General features: G+C 64.1%; 4 protein-coding genes. 1 reads left to right on the top strand and 3 read right to left on the bottom strand.

Annotated elements, in window-relative coordinates; all coding sequences use genetic code 11:
* Window positions 1-966, bottom strand: a 966-nt coding sequence (locus tag QZY06_RS12065; RefSeq protein ID WP_295684613.1) for an alkane 1-monooxygenase, incomplete at its 3' end; no start/stop codon positions are given.
* Window positions 967-1,196: 230 nt separating this feature from the next.
* Between QZY06_RS12065 and QZY06_RS12070 the strand changes: the two genes are divergently transcribed.
* A complete protein-coding gene (locus tag QZY06_RS12070) occupies window positions 1,197-3,974 on the top strand; it encodes a LuxR C-terminal-related transcriptional regulator (RefSeq protein WP_295684616.1) in 2,778 nt (925 codons plus the stop codon).
* A 1-nt stretch (window position 3,975) separates the two neighbouring features.
* On the opposite strand, the gene QZY06_RS12075 is transcribed toward QZY06_RS12070, so the two are convergent.
* Both QZY06_RS12075 and QZY06_RS12080 read right to left on the bottom strand, forming a co-directional pair.
* Window positions 3,976-4,785, bottom strand: a complete 810-nt coding sequence (locus tag QZY06_RS12075; RefSeq protein ID WP_295684619.1) for a tetratricopeptide repeat protein — start codon at window positions 4,783-4,785, stop codon at window positions 3,976-3,978.
* Window positions 4,786-5,022: 237 nt separating this feature from the next.
* The coding region (locus QZY06_RS12080; protein ID WP_295684623.1) for an AcvB/VirJ family lysyl-phosphatidylglycerol hydrolase at window positions 5,023-5,481 on the bottom strand (459 nt) is incomplete at its 5' end.

Below are 5,481 nucleotides of genomic sequence, written 5' to 3' on the forward strand. Positions count from 1 at the left end.
CGGCCGCGCGTGGTGGTCCGAGTGGCGCTGCAGGTGGTAGAGCATCAGGTTGGAAATGACGTGGTCGGCGTTCCAGGAATGCTCGGGGCGGCAACGCTCGAAGCGGCCATCTGGCAGCTGCTGACGCAGCAGGCCGTAGTGCTCGATGTAGTTGGAGGTCGACAGGAATTGCCAGCCCCAGAACGTCGAGATCAGCAGGAACGGAATGATCACGGGCCCCAGCAGCACCAGCGCCGCGCCATAAAGCACGGCAGTGATCGAGAAAGATTGCAGTAACTCGTTGGACAGGCTCCACGGCCCTTTGCCAGCACGCGCGAGACGCGTTTTCTCGTCGTGCCAGGCACGACTCAAGGCGCCCGGAATTTCGCGCAGGACGAAGGCGTACAGCGATTCGCCGAAGCGCGAGGAAGCGGGATCGTTCGGTGTCGCCACATCCTTGTGATGGCCGCGATTGTGCTCGGCGGAGAAATGCCCGTAGGCCGGGACTGCGAGCACCACCTGGGCGAGACGCTTCTCGAAGCGCCCGGTCTTGTGTCCGATCTCATGACCCACGACCAGGGCCAGACCATTGGTCAGGGCCACGGACAGGCTGACGCCCAGGTATCCGACCCAGCCGTAATCCTGTGTCGCCACCGCCCAGGCTCCGACGATCCAGGTCACGTAGAACAGCGGGATCGAGGCGTAGACCAGGAACTTGTAATAGCGGTCCGACTCCAGGCTGGGCACCGCGGCGTCGGACGGATTGCGCGTGTCGCGCCCTACCAGCCAGTCGGCGACCGGCAGCACGGCGTACCAGAGGATGGGCGTGATCCACAGCCAGAGGTTCTGGCTCGTGGTTGCCGCGAGGTAAACGCCCAGCACCGGCGAAATCGCGACCAGCAGCGGCAGCCACCACCAGTGTCGCTTGTCGTCCCGGTAGGTGGACTGCGGCGCCGTGTCAGCCGGGGCCATTTGGGAATTGCTCATCATCGGATCTCCATCCAGTGCGTGTGGCTGCGCCCGTCAAGCCCGGACGCCTGCCCAACCGTCTGACGGATACCTGCGGCATGCCGTGACGGAAAGGTCATGGCGGGAGAGTAAGGATCTGCCACGGTCAAAAAACCGATCCAAGGATGGGTGTGCCGAAGATGGTCAGCGGCGACGATGGCCACCTATGATCCGCGACCCTGCCCGCTAGGCCTCCGATGAACAGCCAGATGACACAGCCCGACCTGGGCGCGCTGCGCGATGGCCTGATCGCCAGCAAGTTGGCGCCGCCGATGCAGGATTCGCGTGCCATCTCGCGTGCGAGCTTTGTGGCCAGGGCGGTCGATGGGCTGCCACTACATCGGCTGATCGTCATCGTCGCGCCTGCCGGCTCCGGCAAGTCGAACCTGATGACCGAGCTGCATCAAGCTTTCGTTGACCAACAGGTTGCGGCGAGCTGGCTGGGTCTCGATGCCGAAGACAACGATCCGGCCACCTTCGCGCTGTACTTCATCAGCGCGTTGCAAGCCATCGAACCAGGCTTTGCCCGAGACGAGCTGACCGCGCTCGGGGCCAATCCGGTGCGGGATTACGACAGCCTGTTCGACCGTCTAGGCAGCCGTCTGAGTGCCTTGTCGACACCCGGCGCCATTTTTCTCGATGACTTCCAGCACATCTCCGAACCTGGAATCCTGCGCTTCCTCGATCGTCTCGCCGCGCATTTGCCACGCGATCTTTCCCTGGTGATCGCGAGCAGGCATCAGCTGCCGCTTCATCTCGCGAAGCTGCTGGTCTCCGGCCTGGTCACCGAGATTGGCCAGGAAGATCTCAATTTCAGCAGCTCGGAGATCGAGGCATTCCTGAGCCGCTATCACCAGCTGCAACTGTCCAGCAGCGATCTGCAATCGCTGCTGGATTCCACAGAAGGATGGCCGACCGGTGTGCAACTGGCGGCGCTGGCTCTGCGCCGGCACAAGGGACCTGCGGCGGAGCTGATCAGCACCTTCTCCGGCCGCGATCTCGAACTGACGCGCTATCTGGTGGAGTCCGTGCTCCGAGCTCAGCCCGAGCACATTCGCTCGTTCCTGCTGCAAACCTCACCGCTGCGGCGGATGCGCGCTGATCTCTGCGCAGCGACCACGCAACAGGACGATGCCCGGGCGATGCTGGATTACATCGGCCAGGCCAACCTGTTCCTGATCGCGCTCGACCGCGAAGGCCAGTGGTACCGCTACCACCACCTGTTCGCGGAATTTCTTCAGCACGCCTTTCGCAAGACCGATCCAGCAGGCTATCGCGACGCCTGCTTTCGCGCCGCCAAATGGTCTGAGCTCAACGGCTATCCGACCGAAGCCATCCGCTATGCGCTCGACGCCGAACACTTCGAGCTGGCGGCCGACCTGATCGCCCGCCATGCGATTCGCGCCTCGTTGTTTCGGGGCGATCACTACACCGTGCGTGACTGGATGCGCCTTTTGCCAGCCGAGTTCCACACACGCAGGCCCGAGATTCTGCTGAGTCATGCCTGGTCATGCGCTTTCTCCAGAGACACGACGCGGGCCATGGAGGTGTCTCAGCGGGCGATCGATCTGCTGTCGGTGGAACAACCGCCTGCCTGGGATTTGTCGCCGAGCGAACGTGATCGCTGGCTGCTCTGGGCGCAGACCGTGCAGGCCGCCACCAAGGCCTGCTCGGACGACATCGATGACTGCGTGACCCGCGCCACCACGCTGTTCGCCCAGGTGCCGGCGAACGAACCGTTCCTGATCGCGACGCTGTCGAACTGCCTCAGCTACGGCTACTTTGCGCTGCGCAATTTCGAGCGCAGCCGCGAGTACGCACTCCTGGCGCACGAGCATGGCCACGGTGCCGATGCGGCTTATCTGTCTGCCTGGGGCGATTTCCTGCACGGCATGATCGACGTGGAGCTGGGCCAGCTGCGAGCAGCCAGCAGCCTGGGTCAACGCGTGCACCGGGATTCTCAAGGTCTGGGCCTGGGACAGAAGAGTTACGTCGCCGGGCTGTCGGCGCTGCTGGACGCGGAGATCGCCGTGCAGCACTGCGACTTCGAACGCGCCATGACTCATATCGAGAGGGGCCGCGCCTTCAAGGAAATCTTCGGCCCTGTGGAACCACAGCTCGTGGCGCTGCGCAATGAGGCAAGGCTCCATGCTTGCCGGAGCCGGCTGGATCTCGCCGTCCAGGTATTGCAGGAAGGCCAAGATGCCGCCTTGCGCGAAAAGCACCGCAGGCTCTACCTGGCTCTTGCTCAAGAGGAGGCCTCGCTGCAGATCACCGCCGGCGACATCACCGGCGCAGCTGCGACGGCACGGCGCACACGTCTCCTTGATGCGGAATCCGGCAATGACCTTGTTTCGCGTGCACAGCGAGATGCGTTGAAGCTGATCGATGCGCGCTTCAAGCTGGCCTACGGCGACGCGAAGTCGGCCTTACGCCTGCTGACCACGCTGCAACAGACGCGCGGCGCCGAATCCTGCGGCGGATTCTTTCTGACCGTGACCACCCACCGCGCGATTGCGCTATGGGATCTGGGCCAGCAGAAGGAAGCCGCGCGCCAGCTCAATCGCGCGCTGTCTTCTGCAGCGGCGGAGTTCCACGCCTATCCAATCCTCGCAGCGGGTCGTCCGCTGCTGCCGGTGCTGGCCTTGATCAGCGAGCGGCGAGCCGATGCCTCCGCGGCAGACCTCAGGCCGCTGCTCGATCTGCAGCATTGGCTGGCCTCGAATCTCGGCGGTGATCGCAGAGCCATTCGCGCGGAAGAAGCCTGTCCCGCTGGAGCAGCGACGGAGACAGTCGAGTCACTGACCAGTCGTGAGATCGAACTGCTCCGTCTTCTGCAGGCCGGATTGACTAATCAAAAGCTGGCAGACGCGCTGCTGGTATCGGTACCAACGGTCAAATGGCATCTGCACAACATCTACAGCAAGCTGGCGGTGGGCAGCCGAGGCGCAGCAGTGGCAGCCGCAGTTCGCCTAGCCTTGATCTGATCTACCAGCCGCCGTCATCACTCCGGCTGCTGTCGTCATCCCAGCTGCTGGCGTTATCGATGCCGAAGTCCTGGCCGCCCATGGTCTGATCGACCGGCGCCTGATCCGGAAATCGATCCTGATTATTGGCCCGATCATTGTTGGTCGGTGCATAGCCGCCACCCCGTTCGGATGGGCCATCCAGCAAGCGATGCACGAGCATTTCGCCGGCGACCATGCCGCCACCGATCGCAGCACCGGTCGCGAGGCTACCCAGCAAACCTGAGCCGACACCGGGCGCGGCCGCGGGCGCTGCTGGGCCGTACGCGGGCGACGGCGTTTCGCCATAAGGCGTGGCCATGCGCGCAGCGGGCGCCGGACTGAAACCGCGATTGCGGCCCAGTTTCCACATCAGGGCCGCGATCAGCAGGCCGACGGCCAACGGCCAGAACCAGAAGCTCATGCCGCGCGAGGCCGCCGGGCTGGAAGCCTGGAGCGGACGATCCTGGCGTGTCGCACCCAGGCTCGTCTTCAGAGCCTCCACCGCCTGCGGCTTGGCGAAGGCCAGGCCGGGATCGATGGCTGTCGCCTTGGCGAGCTCGGCGCGTGCGGCGCCGTTGTTGTTCTGGCGAACCAGCAGTTCCGCTTCGACGAAGTGCGCCTTGGCGCTGTCCGGATGCGCCTTGAGCACGTCCTGCATCATCGACTGGGCTTCGGACAGATGCCCCGCGGCCGCCGTCCGATACACCTCGTCGATGCTGGCTTCAGCGAACACCGACCCGGAGACGAGGATCAGGGCGGCGGCGAGGTGATGACGATGAAAGACGCGCATGGCTAGCTCTCGATGGTTCAAGTGAATGAGCCATGCCGCGCCAAGCAGGCCGGCATGGCAATCACGAGGAGGACTAGTGCGGAGGTCCGCCGCCATCCCACTCGTGAGTGGATGCTGGGCGGCGGTCTGGAACGGCTGATTTCATCTGCCGTCCCGGTCATTACATTTGAAACATTGGCAGCGTCTTCGAACCGCAGCGTCATTGCTGCCGCTGCGGTTCCGGGATCGATGCCAGCGCTACTTGGGGCTCGACAGAATCAATTCCACCAGCTTGTCGTAGTCGCCATCGAAGTGATGACCGCCGGCCAGGGCGATGGCATGGACATGCCCCGGCGGGATCTTCGGACACAGCGAGTCATCCTCGTCCTGTCCGTACAGGCACAGCGCGGAAGACGCGCTCAGCTTGCTGGCCTCCGGCAGGATCGGCTCGCCGCCATCGTCGTCGCCGACCCAGTTGCCGAGGTGGAACTCGAACGCCGCCTTTTCGCCGAGGCCCATCAGCACGGTTCGTGTGACCAGGTCCTTGGACGCTGCCGGCAGGCGGTTGACGGCGAACGGCAGCACATCGGCACCCTGTGAGTAACCGATCAGCAGCGCCTTCGATCGTTTCCAGTGGGCGGCATAGAAGCGCAGCACCCGATCGAGATCGGTGGCCAGGCCCTGCGGCGTTCGCGGAGTCCAGAAGTAGCGCAGCGA

Origin of the sequence: uncultured Nevskia sp. (assembly GCF_903885465.1) — a bacterium.
In the GTDB taxonomy this organism is placed as follows: domain Bacteria; phylum Pseudomonadota; class Gammaproteobacteria; order Nevskiales; family Nevskiaceae; genus Nevskia.